This is a genomic window from Gimesia chilikensis (assembly GCF_007744075.1).
GTDB classification, from domain to species: domain Bacteria; phylum Planctomycetota; class Planctomycetia; order Planctomycetales; family Planctomycetaceae; genus Gimesia; species Gimesia chilikensis_A.
Genome location: NZ_CP036266.1, coordinates 3238397 through 3258315, shown reverse-complemented (window position 1 = coordinate 3258315; position 19919 = coordinate 3238397). Strand labels below are relative to the sequence as shown.

The window sequence follows — 19919 nt, the reverse complement described above, 5'->3', positions numbered from 1 at the left end:
TCTGTTTTGATCTAAAAAACAGTTTTCGCCAGGCAGTTTTTTTCAGTCGACAGTAAGGATACTCGCGTTCATTTCAATTTGCCCGAATTGTTACCCTGATCTCAGGATGAACGGTGTCTGTTTCCCCGGAATCAGGACTGTCAGTCTCCTGAGAAATCAGCGCGGAACAGTTTCGATACGATCTACAAAGCAAGACAACATCTGAAGTTGAATTCCTTAAGGAGAACAAGGATTGGCCACCGATAACGGCGAAGAGCCAAATATTGACCCGAATATCAAGCATCTGGACATTCAGGATGAAATGCGGGACAGTTACCTCACCTATGCGATGAGTGTAATTATCAGCCGCGCCCTGCCTGACGCTCGCGATGGTCTCAAACCCTCACAGCGTCGTATTCTGGTCGCCATGAACGATCTGAACCTGGGAGCCAGTTCATCCCGGGTAAAATGCGCAAAGATTTCCGGTGACACCAGCGGTAACTATCACCCCCACGGGGACGGTTCAATTTATCCTACCCTGGTCCGTCTGGGGCAGGAATGGGTCATGCGGAATGTCCTCATCGACAAGCAGGGGAACTTCGGCTCTCTGGCCGGTCTGCCTCCCGCAGCCATGCGTTATACCGAAGCCCGGCTGGCCCCCGTCGCGGCAGAGATGCTGGACGACATCAACCGGAATACGGTCGACTTCGTGCCGACTTATGACCAGCGGAACGATGAGCCGGTCGTGCTCCCCTCGAAGTTTCCGAACCTGCTGGTTAACGGTTCCAGCGGGATTGCTGTCGGTATGGCAACCAGTATTCCTCCCCAGAACATGGGTGAGGCCTGCGAAGCCGTCAAACTGCTGATCGACAATCCTGACGCGACCATCGACGACATTCTGCAGGTCATGCCAGGCCCCGATTTCCCGACCGGGGGAATCATCTGTGGTCGTTACGGCATTCGCAAAGGATACGCCACCGGACGTTCCACCATCACACTGCGGGCTCGCACTCACTTCGAAACTGAAAAACAGTCCGATGTGATTGTGATCACGGAAATCCCTTACATGGAAACCCGTGACCGCATTCGTGAAAAACTGGAATTGCTGGTCCGCGACGACCGGGTCAAAGGCATCTCCCGCATTGTGGACCTTACCGACCGCAATGTGCCCCCCTGGAAAGTCCATCTGCAGATCATTCTCAAGCGCGACGCTGACAAGGAAGTGGTGCTTGCGCAGCTCTTTAAGTTCTCACCGCTGCAGACCACATTCAGTATCATCCTGCTCGCGCTGGTCGGGAACCGTCCCGAAACCCTCTCGATCAAGGAACTGATCCAGCAGTTCATCCTGCACCGCATCGACGTGATCCGTCGTCGGACTGAATTCCTGCTCGCCGAAGCCCGCAAGCGGAAACACACGGTCGAAGGTCTGATGATCGCTCAGATCGATATTGATGAAGTGATCAAAACCATCCGTAACTCACCCAGCCGTGCCGAAGCCAAAATCAGCCTGCAGGGCATGCAGGTCGATGGAAAACTCATTGAACGGGCACTGGGTGAAGAGGGATTCAAAGAATACCAGAACGAGCAGGGGGTTCACGAATATTACACCCTCTCCGCAAATCAGGCCGAAGCCATTGTTTCGATGCAGCTCGGTTCACTGGCCAACCTGGAACGGGAAAAACTGGCCGACGAACACCGAGAGCTGCTGAAAGCAATCTCCGAGTACCTGTACCTGCTCTCGGACGAAGACCATATCCGCGCGGTGATTCGCGACGATATGCTCCACCTGCAGGAAAAGTATGCAGATAAACGCCGGACCGACATCAGTGACGAAGAACTGACTGACGTCAACCGGGATGATCTGATTGCCGAAGAACCGATGGTCGTCACGCTTTCACAGCGCGGCTACATCAAACGGACTCAGCTCAATACTTATCAGGCTCAGAACAGAGGCGGCAAAGGAATCCGCGGCGCTAAAGTCGATGAGGAAGACCCCATCGAGCACCTGTTCGTTGCCAGTACTCACTCTTACCTGCTGTTCATCACGAATCGCGGGCGGGTTTACTGGTCCAAGGTCTACGATCTGCCGCTGCAGGGCCGCACCGCCAAAGGCCGGGCACTGGTCAACCTGCTTTCACTACAGGAAGATGAAACCGTTTCCAACTGTGTCTCTGTCCGGGAATTCGATGAAGAACGCTTCCTGGTCATGGCCACCCGTAACGGTATCATCAAAAAATCGCCGCTTTCCGCTTACAGCCGGGTACAACGGGGCGGGATTATTGCGATCAAACTCGATGAAGACGACGAACTCGTCGAAGCTCTGATCGTCTCCCCGGGAGAAGACCTCCTGCTGGCAACCTCTGACGGCATGGCAATCCGTTTTGCCCAGTCGGATGCACGCAGCATGGGACGAAATACCCGCGGTGTCAAAGGCATTAAGCTGTCTAAATCTGGCCACGTGATCGGCATGGTCATCGCGGATCCTCGATATTGCCTGCTGACAGTATGTGAGAATGGACACGGGAAGCGCACTCCATTCGGCTTCATTCCAGCTTCGGAAGAGGATGAAGATCAGGACGAGCAGACCGATACAGACGAAGAACTCTCAACTGCTGAAAGCGATACCGACGAAGATTCTGATGACGAACAGGAAACCCGAAGTGGTATGCAATATCGTCGACAGAAACGCGGCGGTAAGGGAATTCGTGACATCCGCACTTCGGCACGCAACGGTCAGGCGGTCGACATCATCTCTGTCGCGGAGGACGATGAGATTCTGATGGTAACCCGCAGTGGGAAAATTCAACGTATTCGAGGCTGCGAAATCAGTCAGGTCGGTCGAAACACTCAGGGCGTGCGAGTAATCACCCTGGACGATAACGACAAACTGGTCTCCCTGGCCCGAATTCCTGCAGAAATCGTAGCCGACTCAGAAAACGAGCCTCCGGACGCCGACGCTGAAGAGAATACGGCCACGGAATCAGAGTCTCCGGAAACGGAAAACGAAAGCAACAGCGCTCAAGACACCCCTGGTGACCAGGAATAAACACTCACTTAATTCGTGATCTTCATTTGCTTTAAAAAGAGGGACAAAGACAGTCATGAAACGGATTTTAGTAACAGGCGGATGTGGTTTTATCGGATCAAACTTTATCCGTTTACAATTGTCTGAGTATCCGGAGATCGAAGTCACCAATCTCGACAAACTCACCTATGCCGGCAATCTTGAAAACCTCAAAGATTTTGAATCGCACTCCGGCTATCAGTTTGTCAAAGGGGACATTACTGATCCGGAAGTGGTAAATTCCCTGCTGGACTCCGTTGACTTCGACGCCGTAATCAACTTTGCTGCAGAATCACACGTTGATCGCAGCATTCTGGATTCCGGACCATTCATCCAGACTAACATCGTCGGAACACAGGTTCTGCTCGATGCAGCCCGCAAACATGAAGTCAACCGGTACGTCCAGGTCTCCACTGACGAAGTCTATGGCAGTCTCGGTCCCGAAGGGCTGTTCACAGAGCAGACCCCGATCGCACCGAACAGTCCCTATTCTGCTTCCAAAGCCGCCGCCGACCTGCTGGTCCGCAGTTACGTGAATACGTTCGGCTTCCCCGCTATCATCACTCGCTGCTCAAACAACTATGGGCCCTATCAGTTTCCGGAAAAACTGATTCCACTGTTTATCTCCAACGCCCAGGAAGGCAAATCGCTGCCAATCTACGGCGAAGGAACGAACGTACGTGACTGGATTCACGTGATGGATCATTGCCGGGGAATTGATGCCGCTCTCAGAAAAGGTGAGCCCGGTCAGGTTTACAACTTTGGCGGTCACGCTGAGATGCAGAACATCGAAATCACAAAACTGCTTCTCAAACTGCTGGACAAGCCGGAATCACTCATTGAATACGTCACAGATCGCCCGGGACACGATTTGCGTTATGCCATCGACTGCAGCAAAGCGGAATCTGAACTGGGATGGAAAGTGGAAACGGACTTTCAGGCAGGTCTGAAAGAGACCATCGACTGGTATCTGGAAAACCCCGAGTGGGTAAACCGGATCCGCACAGGAAAGTATCGCGAATACTATGAACAGCAATACGGAACCCGTCTGAAATCCTAACAGTTCCTGTTTAACTATTCTTCCTTATCACGGGAGTTGTCAGCACACCCTCTCTGACGGTGACTTCCATCTCCGCCAGCATCGACTCTAATAATTTTAGTGCGCATCAGCTTCCACATTCGAACGGACTCTTAAGACAATGAAAATTGCAGTAATTGGTACAGGATACGTAGGATTAGTCACGGGTACCTGTTTCTCTGAAAGTGGAAATTACGTCACCTGCATTGATATCGACGAGACCAAGGTCCGTCGTCTGCAAGCGGGAGAAGTCCCGATCTATGAACCTGGCCTGGAGGAAATGGTCAAGCGGAACACCAAAGCGGGACGCTTGACGTTTACGACAAGCTATGCTGATGTGATCCCTGATTCCAAATGTATTTTCATCGCCGTGGGAACGCCAATGACGGCAGATGGCTCTGCCAATCTGGACAGTATCTGGAAAGTAGCAGAATCTCTGGCACCGCTGCTCGCTGAAGACGCAGTCGTCATCATTAAAAGTACAGTACCAGTTGGTACAAACCGCAAGCTGGCAGAAATGCTGAAATCCCTGACTGGACGGGAAGTCGATGTCGCCTCTAACCCGGAATTTCTCAAAGAAGGAGCAGCGATCGACGACTTCTCCAAACCGGACCGGGTGGTAGTCGGAGTCTCTCGCCCCGAAGTTTCTGACGTTTTACATGAACTTTACAAGCCATTTCTACGAACCGAACACCCATTCCTGTCGATGGAACTCGAGAGTGCGGAAATGACTAAGTATGTCGCCAACTGCATGCTGGCAACCAAAATCAGCTTCATTAACGAGATGGCCAATCTCTGCGAACGCGTCGGGGCGGATATCAATCAGGTGCGACGCGGTATTGGACACGATCAGCGGATCGGCTTTTCATTTCTGTTTCCGGGAGTCGGTTATGGTGGATCCTGTTTCCCCAAAGACGTCTCAGCGCTGATCTCCGTGGCCCATGATCGCGAAATGGAACCCTCAATTCTGAACGCCGTCGATCAAGTCAACACAGCCCAGAAACGGGTCCTGTTCGACAAGATCAACCGCTACTTCGAAGGGGATCTCGCCGGAAAAACAGTCGCCATCTGGGGACTCGCTTTCAAGCCTAAAACCGATGATATTCGCGAAGCGCCAGCCCTGGTACTGATCGATCTGTTACTGGAAGCGGGCGTCAGCAATATCAAGGTTCACGATCCTGTCGCCATGGAAAATGTCAAAGCCGAGTATGGTGATAAACTCTCATACTTTGACCATCATTACGACACGCTGGATGGTGCTGATGTACTCGTAATCGTTACGGAATGGAACGAGTTCCGGCATGCCGACTTCGATTACATCCGACATAAACTGACACAGCCGGTTATCTTTGACGGACGCAACCTCTACGAGCCCTCAAAGCTGAAAGCCAAAGGTATCAAGTACTTTGGCATTGGACTCAGTTCGGAAAAAAACTTAGATTGACGGGCATGCCTCAAATACTTTGTCAGTAGACTCACAGATATCCATTCAGCACTGCCTGTTTGGTTTTTAAATCATTTTCCTGCAGCCCCGGCTGCAGAGCGATAGAAAGCAGCCACCAATGGATCACGAACTCAGAGATAAATGTACCGGAATCATGGATCGCATCGTTAAATTACGAGACTCTCTTTGACTACGCTGGTAAGAAAAAACGGACCACCGAAATTAATGAAAAGATGGGGGCAGCCGGATTCTGGGATAACCAGGAGAAAGCTCAGGTCCTCGTTTCTGAGATGCAACAGCTGCAATTGACTGTCAAACCGCTGACAGAGTTGATTGAAGGCGCTGGGGATCTTGAAGTTCTGCTGGAATTCATTGAGGAAGATGGCAGCGAAGACAGCATTCCCGAACTCGCTTCCACCGCAGATCGTCTGCAGAAGATACTGGATCACCTCGAACTTCAGGCCATGATGTCTGCACCCGAGGATGGCTCTGCAGCCTACCTCAGTATTCAGGCCGGTGAAGGGGGGACCGACTCCTCTGACTGGGCAGAAATGCTGCTGCGGATGTACCTGCGCTGGGCGGAGCGTCGCGGTTTCAATGTCGAAATCCTGGATCGTTCTGATGCTGAAGAGGCCGGTATTCGCAGTGCCACTGTCCGCATCGAAGGAGACTATGCCTACGGCTATCTCAAAGGCGAAACCGGCAACCACCGGTTGATTCGTATCAGCCCGTTCGATTCCGCAGGCAGGCGACATACTTCCTTTGCCGCCGTCGACGTCTCACCCGACCTGGGAGAGATTGCAGAGATTGAAATCAACTGGGACCAGGACGTGCGAGAAGACACCTACCGCGCCAGTGGTGCCGGGGGACAGCATATCAACAAAACCGATTCTGCAATCCGTCTGACGCACCTGGAATCGGGTGTAGTCGTACAATGTCAGAACAACCGCAGTCAGCACAAAAACCGTGCGGAAGCCCGTAAAATGCTCAAAGCGAAACTGTTTCAGATTGAACAGGAAAAACGGGACGCCGAACTGGCTGCAAAGCGGGGTGGTAAATCAAAGATCGGTTTCGGCGGTCAGACCGTCCGCAACTATGTCTTACACCCCGACCAATATGCAAAAGATGCCCGTACGGGCCACAAAGTAGGCAATCCGGGCCCGGTCCTGGATGGCGATCTGGATGGATTCCTCGAATCCTTCCTCCGCTGGGGTATGGCGGAAAATTAACCAGGCTGATAATACGAATGCATGCTGGTAAGTAATCAGAAACAGAGGGAAGTAAATCATGCGATCAGGAAAGCTGACTTGCGGTGTTTTAAGTATGTTCATTTCACTCAGCCTGGCTGGCTGCCTGAAAGTGGAACATCCTTCCCCTCCTGCCAAAACCAATGCCGAACCTCAGGTAGGCGAGTCGCCGGAAGCGAAACCAAAGCCGTCCCCCGCACCTCCGGGGGACGTTATTCCAGACACTGGATTGACCAAAGCCGAAATTGAAGAGGGCTGGATTGCCCTGTTTGACGGTCACAGTCTGTATGGCTGGAAACCTAACAACGACGTGAACTGGCACGTCGAAGAAGAAGTCATCAAAGCGAGCACCGGCGAACCGGGTCTACTCCTGACAACATCCCCGTTCGCAGACTACGAGTTGCGTTTTGATTTTAAACTCGCTCCCGAAACCAACAGCGGCATGTTCCTCAGAACAACCTTCGACCCCAAAGATCCCACCCAAGACTGCTATGAACTGAATCTCTGTGACACAAAAACGGAGTTTCCCACCGGCAGTCTGGTCGGCCGCAGTAAAATCAAAGAAGCGGTCCCCGCCAGCACCGACTGGCAAACCTTTCATGTCCGCGTGGAAGGCCCTCAGTTCCAGGCCTCACTCAACGGGAAAGAGGTTCTTAATTTCAAAGACACCTCGGAGAATCAGCGCGACATTGGATTCATCGGTCTGCAAAAAAATGAAGGAGCCGTCGAATTCCGGAATATCTATCTAAAACCGCTCCGCATGATGACACTCTTCAACGGCGTCGATCTGGCAGGCTGGCAGGTCGTCCCCGGTTCTCAGAGCAAATTTGAAGTCGTCGACAAAACCATCCACGTGACTGCCGAAAAACAGGGCTATCTGGAAACTGAAGACACATTCGACAATTTCCTCTTCCAGGCCTCAGCCAAATCGAACGGGGAAGCACTTAACAGCGGTTATTTCTTTCGTGCCATCAAAGGTACCGAATCTGGAATGGCTAACGGCTACGAAGTTCAAATCCACAATGGATTCAAAGACAACGATCGTACCAAACCCGAAAATGCAGGGACCGGTGCCATCTTTCGGAGAACGGAAGCCCGTCGTGTCGTTTCCAACGATCACGAGTGGTTCACCACGACTCTCAATGCTTACGGCTCTCACATCGCCGTCTGGATCGACGGCTATCAGGTCACCGACTGGGAAGACACCCGCAAACCGGACGATAATCCGCGGAAGGGCCTGCGTCTCAAAGCCGGCCACATCAGCCTGCAGGGACATGACCCGACGACCGATCTAAACTTCAAAGACCTGAAGCTCAGCAATCTGCCCGGGGAATCGTCGCCTGCTGCAAAGTCCGGGAAATAGTCTGAAACAGTTCCTGCTCCGGGGCAACTTTACAGACGACAGCGTCCACTCCCAGCAGACGTGCTGCGGTGATCGTCTCAGGATGCGCCAGCCCCATCATGCCGATGCAAACCGGATGTTCTCCCAGCAACATCAGTCGGGACTGCACGACGTCCCAGGGATCGAGGTCATACAGCCAGAGATCTGCCAGGGCCCGTCGAGCAGCAGACGCGATTAATGCGCCGCGAGACTGCACCAGTGCTTCCAGCATCCTGCGGTACACCGGGTCCCGGGATATCACACCCACCCGTTTTCCCTGCAGACAATCTCCCCCCGTGTCTGATTCCGAAGCTGCCTGATAGTGAAAGATTTCATCGCGGCCCGCAGTCAGGGGGTAAGCGGGCGCTGTTCCTCTGATGATCTCTGCCTCTTGCCGAATCCGAAACTTGGCAGCGCGGGCCGGAACCCGAATACTGACGGGCCAGAAATTCCGTGTTCTGCCATCGGCTTCACACCAGACACCGTAACAGCAGAGAAAGCGACTGACCGGAAACCTCCTGACCAGTTCTGTCAGGGTTCGTCCCGAAAACTCATCAGGCCAGTTTTGACAGATCACGACCAGTTCAGGCTGGATGGACTCTGTTTTCAGTTCAGAGAGACGAGGCACGCACACCAGTTCCGCTTCGTCGAACACCTCCTGGAGGGAATGCATCACACCCTGCATTTCTTCGGTCTGGGAATTCCCCAGAATCAACACACATTCCCGTTGAGCGTCGCTCTGCTGCATCCGCCTCTTCTCCTAAAGACCATATCTTTCGTAGTTTCAGATAACTTATAACGTAAACCCCCAATTCAGGGGAAGGGCACTCTCTCTGCTCAGAAGTTGTCAGTTCCTGCGAATCGGTCTTGCGAAAATCCCGTTATTTTGTCATAAACCGTTATCTAACAAGCTGATCGGATTTGATCTCGCCAGTGGCTCAGGATGCCCGACGCATTGGTGAGGAAAAGGATTTCTCAAACGTTGATCGAACCGCCTTCACAAGAGTTGATTCATCGCCTGACCAGCCTCAAGCTCTGTACAGCCGCTGATCTGAGACGATGCCGACGACGAGTCAGAAAATTGGCCCGGGGAATCCCGGCTTTTGACTCGGTCTGGATTGATGCGCTGGTTCAAGCTCAGAAAATATCCCCCTTCCAGGCCAAAGCACTGGAAGCAGGGCACCCCGAACAGCTGACCGTTGGCCCTTACCTGCTGATCTCTGAACTGGGACACAGTCATAAATCTCGTACTTTTATTGCACGACCTTCTGAAAGTGCTGATCGCTGCGCCCTGAAACTGACACAACCTCAGTCGGATTCCATAAACCAGCTGCAGCAGGATTTCCACACATTGCTGCAGCAACTGCAGGGTCTGCATCACCCCTCGTTAATTTTGCCCCGCGTTGTCAAACCGGTAGGTCAGCAGATTGTGGTGATCAGCCATTTCCTACCCTCATCAACGGTTTCCGAACTGTTAATCCGACGCGGACGCTTTCCCGTTCCCGTTGTACTGTCACTTGGAGCACAACTTCTAGACGCCCTGGTCGCCCTCGAAAAACGGAGAGTGATTCATGGTGACATTCGCCCCTGGAACGTACGGCTGACTCCCAGCGGAATCGCTGCCCTGGTCGATACGGGGCTGGAACCGATCCTGTCACCGGAACTGACGATTCACTCATCCTTACCGCCGCGCTGCTACGACGGAATCGCTCCCGAACTGATAGGGACCGGGCGTCATCCCGATGCCCAGAGCGACCTCTACGCACTGGGCTGTCTGCTCTGGGAGTTACTCGCAGGCCGACCTCCGTTTACGACGGGAGACCCTCTGGCCAAACTGGCCTGTCATCAAACAAAGACCATTCCTGATATTCGCAGCTGGGCCCCCGAAACACCGGCTCCCCTGGCTGAAATGCTTTTGAAACTGACCGCATCACAACCCAATCAACGACCGACCAGCATGCAGGCGGCTCAACAGCAATGGCCAGTTTCTCAGCAAGGATCCCGGAAAACACTGGCTCGCTTCCATGCATCATTTCAACACCAGACGACCCGCAGCCAGAGCGAAACAGACACCAGCCGACCAGGCCGACTCCCTCTGATTGCCGCCATGATCTTCGTCCTTTCCGGACTGTCTTACACACTGCTGGATGAAGGAGCCCGCAATCACCTGCTGGAAATCACCTCTCGTGTTTCCTTCACTCAATCCAGCTCAAACTCATCCCCAGCTGAGACAGCCACCGAGGCTTCTTCTAATCAAAAAGCCGAGACTGCTGCCCAACGACAATTACTTCCCGTCCCTGACGGAAACGGCGTGATTCTGCTGGATTCAGCCGAACCATACGTATCCACACAAATCTCAACGGTCGGCGGATTGACCATCAAAGGCACTGCCGAAAACCCGGCGATCATTGAAATCGAAGAGACTCCCTGCCGCATCGTCGCCGCCAGTCTCAGCCTCGAAAATGTGATTTTTGTCAACCGCACCCAAAGTCCTTCTCCACAAAAACAGTCAGCGTCAGCAGGCACTTCCACGGCTCTACTGCACGTGACCGCCCAGAGCCTGAAGATCAAAGGTTGCTGTTTTACTCAACTCGATTCAGACAGCTCCAACACCGCAGCCCTCGAAAGGGAAGCCGTTTACTGGAGTCCCCTCGATCCGCAACAACGGAACAGTAGCCAGGTCCACATTCAGGACACTCTGTTTGCGGTCCCCGAACATGCACTACACCTGACACATACGCCTCAAGTCCTGACGCTCACAAACAGCTTGAATGTCACGTCTCATTCTACGCTTTACCTCGAACGTGCCCCGGAGATTGACCAGCAGTTCAATTTGAAACTGCAGCATCTGACGCTCCGAAAAGCAGGCCCACTGGTCCTGTTAAACTGGAATGATCCCACATTAATTCCCGGCACCATTCAAATCGAGGCCCGGGATTGCGTGTTTGACCTGAATCAGGCAGCCCTGATCCAGGTCAGAGGTCAGAAACCACCGGAAAACTGGCTCTCTTCGGTCAGTCTGCTCGGCGAGGGCTCCGTTGCTTCTGCAGAAATTCAGATCGCAGGCTGGCAAGCCTCAGCCACAGAGCCACTCCAGGAACTGAGCACGCTCAATATGGATATCGAAGGCCTCTCGACTGGTAAATTCGAATACGCAGCACCACTCAGTCTGCACGTGGAAGACTCAGTCATTACCGCCGCACAGGTCCCGCGAACTTCCTCGCTGCCACCGGGCATTCAGGTAAAACAGTTCCCCGCATTCCTGGCACGCCTGATGTCTCTCGAAAACTGAGAACCGCAGCCAATTATCTCCAACCACGCTCCTTGAAGGGAGGACAGAGGGTTGGTAACATCTCTTCCAGTCCTGTGAAAAACGACCTCCGTCGGCCGGCAGCACACGGGCGGCTCCGCCAGTTGACGAACGCACACACTTATCTGATGTGACTATGAATATCGACCATGAGTATCGAACCGACATCTCCCGTGGCTGGAACCGGAAACACATTTTAGGACTGCAGGACCTCTCCCGGGATGAGCTGAACATCATCCTGAATCAGGCAGCCGAATTTAAGCGGCTCGCAAACATTGGAGAAACCAAACTCACCCCGCTGGCAGGCACCGTGGTTGCGAACCTGTTCTTCGAACCTTCCACACGCACCCGCATCAGCTTTGGTCTCGCAGCCAAACGACTCAGTGCCGACACAGTTGATTTCACCGCCTCCGGCAGCAGCCTTTCCAAAGGGGAAAGCTTTGTCGACACCGCCAAAACCATCGAGGCCATGGGAGTCTCCTACGTAGTTGTCCGACACAAAACTCCCGGTGCCCCGCAGCTTCTGGCACAACACCTGGATGCGAATATTCTCAACGCTGGCGATGGAACGCACGAGCATCCAACCCAGGCTCTGTTGGACATCTTTACCATCCGCGAGCATTTCGGGAAAATTGCAGGACTGACCGTCACCCTCGTCGGTGATATCCTCCATAGCCGGGTCGCACGGTCGAATATCTGGGGTCTGAAAAAACTGGGGGCTCACGTGATCGTCTGCGGTCCCACCACACTAATCCCCACCGATATTGAGCAGCTGGGTGTAGAAGTTTCCAACAGCCTGGACGACGTGATCGATCGCACCGACTGCCTGAACCTGCTGCGGATTCAATTCGAACGCCAACGCGGACATTATTTCCCGTCGATTCGCGAATACGCTCACCTGTTCGGCATGAATAAACAGCGCATCAACAAAGCCAAAGAGGATGTGCTGATTCTGGCTCCCGGACCAATCAACCGTGGTGTGGAGATTACTCCCGACGTAGCTGATGGCCCGCACTCTGTCATTCTCGGACAGGTCAGTAACGGGCTGATTATCCGCATGGCCTGCCTCTACCTGCTTCACTTACAACGTATTGCCTCCCAGGGAACATCTGGATGAAATCTCTCCTTATCAAAAACGGGCACATTATCGATCCTTCGCAAGATCTGGATGTGCAGGGCAACCTGCTCGTCGAAGGAGGAAAGATTACAGGACTCTGCGATGACGATGTCATAGCAGACGAAGTGATCGATGCCACAGGATTGATTGTCAGCCCCGGGTTCATTGACCTGCACGTCTCCCTGTGCGAGCCAGGTTTCGAAGAAGACGAAACCATTGAAACCGGTACGGCTGCGGCATTGGCCGGTGGTGTGACTTCGCTGGGTTGTCTGCCGAATACCGCTCCAGTTGTCGACGACCGATCTTCCGCAGAGTTCATTCTGCTGCAGGCCGAGCGGGCATCTAACTGTCACGTCTTTCCCCTGGGAGCAGTCACCAAAAACAACGAGGGGAAAGAGCTCGCTGAAATCGGGCAGCTGGTCGCCGGCCAGGCGGTCGGTTTCACCGATGCCGACAAACCTATCGAGAGTGCCGAAATCATGCGGTGCGCCCTGGAGTACACGCGCATGTTCGGCCGCCCGATTTTAAATCGTCCGCAAGTCGCGGAACTGACCGAGAAAGGACAGATGCACGAAGGGTTTCACTCAACCGTATTGGGTTTGAAGGGGATTCCCGCAGCAGCTGAAGAGATCATGGTCAATCGGGATATCGCCCTGGCCGAACTGACACGCGGACGCATCCACCTGATGTGCATCTCCACACAAAACAGTGTCGCCCAGATCAGACGCGCCAAGGCGTCTGGAATCCAGGTCTCCGCCGACGTTACTCCCCATCATCTCACTCTAACGGACCAGATGCTGGAAACTTATGATCCCAATTACAAAGTTCTGCCTCCGCTCCGCTCTCAGGAACATATTGACGCCCTGATCGAAGGCCTCAAAGATGGCACGATTGAAGTGATCTGCTCGGACCATACTCCGCATGCTGCCGAGAAGAAAACAGATGAAATCCTGGGTGCTGACTTTGGCATCATTGGTCTGGAAACTCTGCTGCCAGTCTGCCTGCAGACCCTGATCACACCGGGGCATTTAACATGGCCGGAATTGATCAGCAAACTCACAATTGGTCCGGCCCGCATTCTGGGGCTCGCCAAGGGAACACTCGCTCCGGGAGCAGACGCTGATATCACCCTCATCAACCCTGAGGTCCGCTATGTTCTTCAGCGGGAAAACTTGAAATCTTCCAGTCACAACAGCCCGTTTCTGGGCAAAGAACTACAGGGCAGGGCAGAAGTCGTGGTTGTCTCCGGCGAAATCCGCTATCGGGCCGATCATTAAAAACTTCTGCACACAAAATGATCGAAGTTGACGTTCCCCTCTGTATCATCAACAATATCAATAAGTTGATCCGATCAGATCAGCGTGAACATCAGGGAAAGAACGAATTTCGATAATTTAAATCAAGTCACCCAATCGGGATCAAGTTTTTCTGTTCACCATCAGATAGGAACTTCAGACAGCAGGCACTAAACCACTCCCGTTGTAGAGTCGATAATACATATACCGCTCCCAACCCTTTATCAGAATGGGGCTTGTGATTAACTATGAAAAACAGCTTCCTGTCTTGTCTCCTGCTTAAGCGAAACATGAGCCTGCCCGTTCTGCTTTGCCTGAATCTGGCGATTCTGTGCTCTGGTTGTGGCGCAGAGACGTACGAGCAGCGACTCAACGAAACGGAGCAGTATTTCTCATATCTGCATGAACGGAATCAGGCACTCGCTGGTACCTGGAGCGCTCCTTCGATTCACTTCCGTCCCCCCCTCGATTTTCAGGAAATTTCCGCTGCCGCACCAGCAGCAGTTCCGGCAGGTGAGAATGGAGAAGCGGAACCAGCGGAGCCGACACAGACGATCGACCCCCGACAGCCGGATTTTGCCGATCTCAAACTCCCCGGTCTTGAAGGCGCCTGGCGAACGGAAGTCCCCGTCGATCTGGAAAATGAAACTGTGGATCGCCCAGCCTATCTATATGTGCTGTGCAATTACTCGCTGTTGCAGAACGAGGAGCAGGAAGCTGCTGGCAATTTTATCAACGAAGTCAATAACCAGCTCTCCATCACTTTCAACGAGTCTTTGAATACGAAAGACTTTGTTACCAAACGCTTTCCCCGTAAGCGGGGTTATATCAAGTCTAAAGATTTCACCTTCAAACAATTTACTCCCAAAATGCCCATCGATGGCGCCCCTTATGTAATACAGATCTACCTGATTGAATCGGGTGAGTATCAGGCTGCCATCCTGACTTTCATCCCCGAGAACATGGTCCGTAAATCCAAGTTGCAGGAACAGATCGATTTCAGCCTCGAGACATTCGAACTGCAGCCCCCGCAACGCGGAAACGGCGGCGGAGAATCACGCCCCAGCACGCAGTTTTAGTTGACTCAATGAGCGGAATAGAAAAGAGATCACAAATCGTAACGATCTGAATCGCCAATCAGACTCTCCAATAGACACATCAATCTATGTCACTCATTCACCCTGGTTTATTACTTGGAATTCTGCTGGCAACAATCCCGGTGATTCTCCACTTTCTGCTTCGTTCCAAACCCAAAAAACTGATCTTCCCGGCCTTAGCGCTGTTGCAGCGACGTAAAATTCAAAACTCGCAACGCCTCAAACTGCGACACATCTGGCTCCTGCTCCTGCGAATTCTGATCATCGTCGCCATTGTCCTGGCACTGACACGTCCCTCACTCCCACCAGCCAATTACAATTTTTCGACGTACGAACTGGTCATGTTCTGTTCCATCATTGTCTTGGCGGTGTTGGCCTACCTGGGATTGATGAGACATTATCAGAAACAGAGGATCTCCCAGCAGTCTTTGAATACACGACGCACTTTTCTAAGGGGAGGCATCGGAGGCGCTGCGTTCCTGCTGATAGCACTCCTGGTTCTCTGGCCTTATCAAAGGAGAGTCTTCGCGGAAATTTCTGCTCCCTTACCGGCGGTTTCTGAGAACATTCCGGTCACGGCGATCTTCCTGTTTGATACCAGCCTGAGCATGGACTACCGCCAGGAAAACCAGTCACGACTGGAACAGGCCCAGTCCATCGCCGAAGAGCATTTGAGTAATCTCCCCGCGCAGAGCAGGGTCTCTATTCTGAACAGCAGCAGCGAAGATATCTCTCCATTTCAGTCGGACCTCACCGCGGTAAAATCCCGGCTCAAGTCCCTCAAAACATCCGCCTGGTCCCTCTACCTGGATGATCGCCTCCGCACTGCCATCAATCGTCAGGAAGATGATTTCAAACGCAGTCAGAACGAACGCCAGTCCTCAGGTTCACAGGCAGCCAGCTCTGATCAGTTTGTGCGGGAAATCTATATCTATACCGATCTGGCCCGCACCGCCTGGCGCAGCCAGCCTTCCCAGTTAATTCAACAGCAGCTGGAAAAGCTTAAATGGCTGGGAATCTACGTGATTGATGTCGGAGTGACCAGTCCCCAGAACATCGGGATTTCCCACCTGGATCTCTCACGTGAATCGATCACACTGGGCAATTCCGTCTCGATCAAAGCGGAAATCACATCTACAGGCATCACGGCCAGTGACACGTTTCTGGAGCTATACACACAAAACGAGAAAGGACAGTTGATCAAACGGGATCAACGCCCGCTTTCCACGGTCGCATCTCCAGACGATGCTCCCGCAACAGAGAATGTGACCACCGGAGCAAAACCGGGCCCCCAGCTGGAAATGAGCCTGCCGAATGTCGACCAGCCGGTCACGCAGGGGGAACTGCGGATCACCTCTTCAGATCCCTATCTACCCGATGATGTCCGTTATTTTACCATCACCGCCCGACCTCCACCCAAGATTCTGATTGTCAGTCCTGATGCCAGCTCTGCCCGTCTATGGAATGATGCCCTGGCCCCCAGACCTTTGGTCGCCCTTAAAAAGAACCGCTATCAGTGTGAGATCGCCCCCCTCAACCAGATCGCAACACTCCCCCTGGAAGAATATGCCGCCATCTACCTGATCAACATCACCAGCCTGCCTGACAGTCTGTGGCAGCAGTTTACAGATTATGTCAAACAGGGGGGAGGCCTGGGAGTACTGATGGGCAGCGACGGCGATGCACCTGAATCGACAATCGTCTCGTTCAACTCCCGTCCGGCACAAGAACTCCTGCCCTTGGAACTGTTAGGCTCACTCAAGTTCATCCCGCCGGAATTCCTGGACCTGGAACACAATGAGCACGCACTGTTCTCTTATTTTCAGGACCTGGGAGGCACCGGAGAACTCTCAAACATGGAAGTCAACCGCTACTGGCGTGTGGAACCGGAAAACCCGGACCAGGTCATCGCCCGCTATACCGATGCCCGCCATTCGCCCGCCATCATCGAACGTAATCTCGGCAGGGGAAAGGTCGTCGTCTTGACCACAGGTATCGACGCTCAGGGCTGGAGCCAGCTCCTGTATGCCCGCTGGTCTTATCTCGCGTTTGCCGACCAGTTGACCCGCTACCTGATCCGTACACGCTCCAATCGAACCAACTATCTGGCTGGCGAAGTTGCCATCTATCAATGGCCGGCTACCGCCACCACACCGGAATCGTTCCTGCTCAGAACCCCCGATTTGAAACAGCTTCCCATTGAAGTCAAACAGGGAACGCATCAGGTCTCTATTCCGGATACCCGGGTCGTCGGCCATTACGAGCTTATCGATAATTCGAGTAACGCCACTCGGTCCTCAAGCGGATTCAGCGTGAATGTCAATCCGGCCGAAAGCAATTTCCGCCCTATCAGCAATCAGGAACTGGATCAGATCCTGGGAGCAGAACGTTACAGTATGACCCGCGATATGGAAGGACTGAAACGCACCATCCGAACGGGGCGACTTGGTGTCGAAATCTTTCCGATCCTGGTCACTCTTCTGCTGACCGTCTTCTGTCTGGAACATTTTACTGCAAACTATTTTTACGAAATCGATCAACCTTCAGAAGAATCCACATCCTGAACGACAACTCAGACAAGCACTGTCTGATGTGAAACTGACTCTCTCATGAAACCAATCTTTGAACCAATCTGGTCCTGGCCCACGATGATCCTGCTTATCATCGCGCTGTTCGCATTGGTTCTCACCACCTATCCCGGGCGCGTCAGGTATTTTTCCCGTCCGATCAGGCGAACATTGATCGGTCTGCGGCTGCTGATCGTCTTACTGCTGGCTTTCATGATGCTGCGTCCCGCGATCGAACTGACCGACAAAACAGTCCGTCAGTCCTGGTTGTACATCCTGGCCGATTCCAGTCGCAGCATGCAGACTCAGGACGGCCCCGCGAGCACCACCCGCCGCAATGAACTGCTCAAAACCCTGGAAACCGCCCAGCCTGCGTTCAAGGAGATGGATAAGAATATCAAAATCAGGCGGTTTGATTTTGCACAGGATCTGTCGCCTGTTGAAACATTCTCCGATGAAGCGGAAGGACAGCAGACGGCCATCGGTTACGCATTGGAAATGCTCTCCGGCGAACTGCAACAGGAACAACTGGTCGGCATTCTGCTGCTTTCTGATGGAGCGGAACGTTCGCTTCCCCCCCATGATGTCGATATCAGATCACAGGCCAGCTATTTCGGCGATGCCGGCATCCCCATCTACACGCTCGGCTTTGGTTCTTCCACGTTGCAGGACACCACCCTGGATCTGGTCATGGAAAACCTGGTGATTGATCCGCTGGTTTTTGAAAAGAAAACCACGCCAATTACCGTCAAGGTCCGCAGCCTGGGTGCGTCCGGGAAAGATGTCACCGTCCGGCTTCTGGTTGAAGATCGAGCGGGGAAAAAGATCGGTGAAGCCGGCCTGATGCTGCCTGCGGCTCCTTATAACAATTCCCGGGTCGCTACCCAGATTCATCCCACCCAGAATAACGAGCTCGACACCGTCGAACTCTTCTGGACTCCAGAAGTGCCGGGAGAATACAAAATTGCCGTCGAAGCGGTTCCCCTCGATGGAGAAATCAAGCAGACGAACAACCGCCTGGAAACGATTGTCACCGTCCAGAAAGGGGGCGTACAGGTCGCCTATTTCGACGCGCTTCGACCGGAGCAGAAATTCATCCGCTCCATGAATGACCCTAAAATTCAGCTCGACTATATCCCCATGGGCAGCGGTTTCTCCGGGGGCAGAAAACCAACCAGCCCCGACCTGAATGATGTTTCCAAATACGATGTATTCATCATTGGAGATGTCCCCGCGGATCTCCTGGGACCAACACTGCTGCGTAAGATCGCCGCCCAGGTGGATCAGGGTTCCGGCCTGCTGATGACCGGTGGTTATCACAGTTTCGGCCCCGGAGGTTACACGAACACGCCATTGGACAACTTTATTCCGGTCGAAATGCGGAGCAGTGAAAAACAGACGGGAAATGGGATCGCAAAAGACCTGCATCATTTTGAAGATCTGAAAATGATCCCCACGTCACTGGGCCTGCAACGGTATGTCATGCAACTCGATAGTTCGGCAGACCGCAATCGCCAACTCTGGAATGAACTGTCCCCCCTGAAAGGAGCTAATAAGCTCCGTAAGAAGTATGAGACGGTCGAAGTCCTGGCCCAATCCGCAGGGAACGGGGCCGTACCTCTGCTGTTTGCCTCCGATGTGGGAGGAGCCCGGGTCATGGCGTTTGCCGGCGATACGACCTTCCAGTGGTTTCTCTCAGGACACCGTAAGGAGCACGAGCGATTCTGGCGACAAATGATCCTCTGGCTGGCTCACAAAGAGAATGACTCGGATCAGAGCGTCTGGACCCGGGTTGAACCTCGAAACGTCGCTCCCGGCAGTCAGGTCCCCATCCTGTTTGGTGCCCGGGGCCCGGAGGGGAAACCGTTAAGTGATGTGAAGTTTACGGTCCAGGTTGCAGGTCCCTCTGGTAAGACGTCTCAAGTTGAAGTCGTGGGAACGGGAGAAACATCCCGTACGACTTTTTCTCAGACGACGAAGCCCGGGGATTACTGGGTGACCGTGCATGCAGAACAGAACGGCGTTTCACTGGGTTTTGATGCCACCACACGTTTCATCGTCGATCCCCGGGATCTGGAACTGGATAATCCCGCAGCCGACTACTCGCTGCTCGAAACGATCGCCTCACTCTCGGGGGGAATAGCTGTCCCTCCTGAAGAGCTGGGCAGCTTCCTCAACCGGATGAACAAGGACAAATCCTGGAACAACGACCTGACCCGATACAGGCGAATATCACTCTGGGACAACTGGTATTTTCTGCTCCTGTTCGTGCTGCTGCTCTCCCTGGAATGGTTCCTGCGGAAGAAAAAAGGCCTGGTATAACGGTTGTCCGGGCATTTG

Annotated in this window: 12 protein-coding genes; 11 read left to right on the top strand and 1 reads right to left on the bottom strand. The window is 53.2% G+C overall.

Features of this window, described 5'->3' with window-relative positions; translation table 11 throughout:
- Positions 1 to 232 precede the first annotated feature (232 nt).
- The 5 genes from gyrA to HG66A1_RS12325 all read left to right on the top strand — a co-directional run bounded on the left by gyrA (position 233) and on the right by HG66A1_RS12325 (position 8175).
- The gene (gyrA, locus tag HG66A1_RS12345; protein ID WP_232106812.1) at positions 233 to 3025 is read left to right on the top strand and encodes a DNA gyrase subunit A; all 2793 of its coding nucleotides are present in this window, start codon (positions 233 to 235) and stop codon (positions 3023 to 3025) included.
- Between the two features lie 55 nt (positions 3026 to 3080).
- On the top strand, positions 3081 to 4103 hold the full coding sequence (gene rfbB / locus HG66A1_RS12340) for a dTDP-glucose 4,6-dehydratase (protein ID WP_145184025.1): 1023 nt from the start codon (positions 3081 to 3083) through the stop codon (positions 4101 to 4103).
- Positions 4104 to 4242: 139 nt separating this feature from the next.
- Complete coding sequence (locus tag HG66A1_RS12335; RefSeq protein WP_145184022.1) at positions 4243 to 5565, top strand: UDP-glucose dehydrogenase family protein; 1323 nt, start codon at positions 4243 to 4245, stop codon at positions 5563 to 5565.
- A gap of 118 nt (positions 5566 to 5683) precedes the next feature.
- A protein-coding gene (gene prfB, locus HG66A1_RS12330; protein WP_197997117.1) for a peptide chain release factor 2 occupies positions 5684 to 6794 on the top strand; the annotation gives its coding sequence in 2 pieces (ribosomal slippage) (positions 5684 to 5752 and positions 5754 to 6794; 1110 coding nt in all).
- A gap of 58 nt (positions 6795 to 6852) precedes the next feature.
- Positions 6853 to 8175 carry a DUF1080 domain-containing protein gene (locus HG66A1_RS12325; RefSeq protein ID WP_145184019.1) on the top strand — a complete coding sequence of 441 codons (1323 nt, stop codon included), beginning with the start codon at positions 6853 to 6855 and terminating at the stop codon, positions 8173 to 8175.
- Here the strand turns inward: HG66A1_RS12325 and HG66A1_RS12320 are convergent.
- Positions 8126 to 8941 (bottom strand): hypothetical protein, encoded by an 816-nt coding sequence (locus HG66A1_RS12320; RefSeq protein ID WP_145184016.1) that lies wholly within the window; start codon positions 8939 to 8941, stop codon positions 8126 to 8128. The two genes, HG66A1_RS12325 and HG66A1_RS12320, sit on opposite strands and share 50 nt — an antisense overlap.
- A gap of 234 nt (positions 8942 to 9175) precedes the next feature.
- Between HG66A1_RS12320 and HG66A1_RS12315 the strand changes: the two genes are divergently transcribed.
- The 6 genes from HG66A1_RS12315 to HG66A1_RS12290 all read left to right on the top strand — a co-directional run bounded on the left by HG66A1_RS12315 (position 9176) and on the right by HG66A1_RS12290 (position 19901).
- Entirely contained in the window at positions 9176 to 11485 is a 2310-nt protein-coding gene (locus HG66A1_RS12315) for a serine/threonine protein kinase (protein WP_197997116.1), read from the top strand.
- Positions 11486 to 11639: 154 nt separating this feature from the next.
- Complete coding sequence (locus tag HG66A1_RS12310; protein WP_145184011.1) at positions 11640 to 12620, top strand: aspartate carbamoyltransferase catalytic subunit; 981 nt, start codon at positions 11640 to 11642, stop codon at positions 12618 to 12620.
- Entirely contained in the window at positions 12617 to 13897 is a 1281-nt protein-coding gene (locus HG66A1_RS12305; RefSeq protein ID WP_145184008.1) for a dihydroorotase, read from the top strand. Before HG66A1_RS12310 ends, HG66A1_RS12305 begins: the two co-directional genes overlap by 4 nt.
- A gap of 308 nt (positions 13898 to 14205) precedes the next feature.
- Positions 14206 to 14994, top strand: coding sequence for a hypothetical protein (locus HG66A1_RS12300; RefSeq protein ID WP_145184005.1), 789 nt, complete (start codon positions 14206 to 14208; stop codon positions 14992 to 14994).
- An 86-nt stretch (positions 14995 to 15080) separates the two neighbouring features.
- Positions 15081 to 17576, top strand: a complete 2496-nt coding sequence (locus tag HG66A1_RS12295; RefSeq protein ID WP_145184004.1) for a vWA domain-containing protein — start codon at positions 15081 to 15083, stop codon at positions 17574 to 17576.
- A gap of 45 nt (positions 17577 to 17621) precedes the next feature.
- The gene (locus tag HG66A1_RS12290; protein ID WP_145184001.1) at positions 17622 to 19901 is read left to right on the top strand and encodes a hypothetical protein; all 2280 of its coding nucleotides are present in this window, start codon (positions 17622 to 17624) and stop codon (positions 19899 to 19901) included.
- The last annotated feature ends 18 nt before the right edge of the window (positions 19902 to 19919 follow it).